At 64.7% G+C, this 207-nt stretch carries 1 protein-coding gene; it reads left to right on the top strand.

Annotated elements, in window-relative coordinates; all coding sequences use genetic code 11:
- Positions 1-207 (top strand): hypothetical protein (locus tag AABK37_RS42445; RefSeq protein WP_432557334.1); only part of this gene is annotated, 207 nt, incomplete at both ends.

The following is a 207-nucleotide window of genomic DNA, read 5'->3' as shown; positions in this document are numbered from 1 at the left end:
CCCCTTCGGTGAATGCGATCGCCAGCCAGGAACTGTGCAACGGTTCATCGACGGCGGCGGTGACGTTCAGCGGAACGGCGACGGGTTACAGCTGGACCAACGACACCCCTTCGATCGGTCTTCCGGCCAGCGGCAGCGGCAACATCGCAGCGTTCACGGCAGTGAATGCGGGTGGTTCCCCGGTAGTGGCCACGATCACGGTCACCC

This window comes from Tolypothrix sp. VBCCA 56010, assembly GCF_050875635.1.
In the GTDB taxonomy this organism is placed as follows: domain Bacteria; phylum Cyanobacteriota; class Cyanobacteriia; order Cyanobacteriales; family Nostocaceae; genus Hassallia.
The sequence above is the reverse complement of the archived record's forward strand: the minus strand, read 5'-3'. Positions and strand labels throughout refer to the sequence as shown.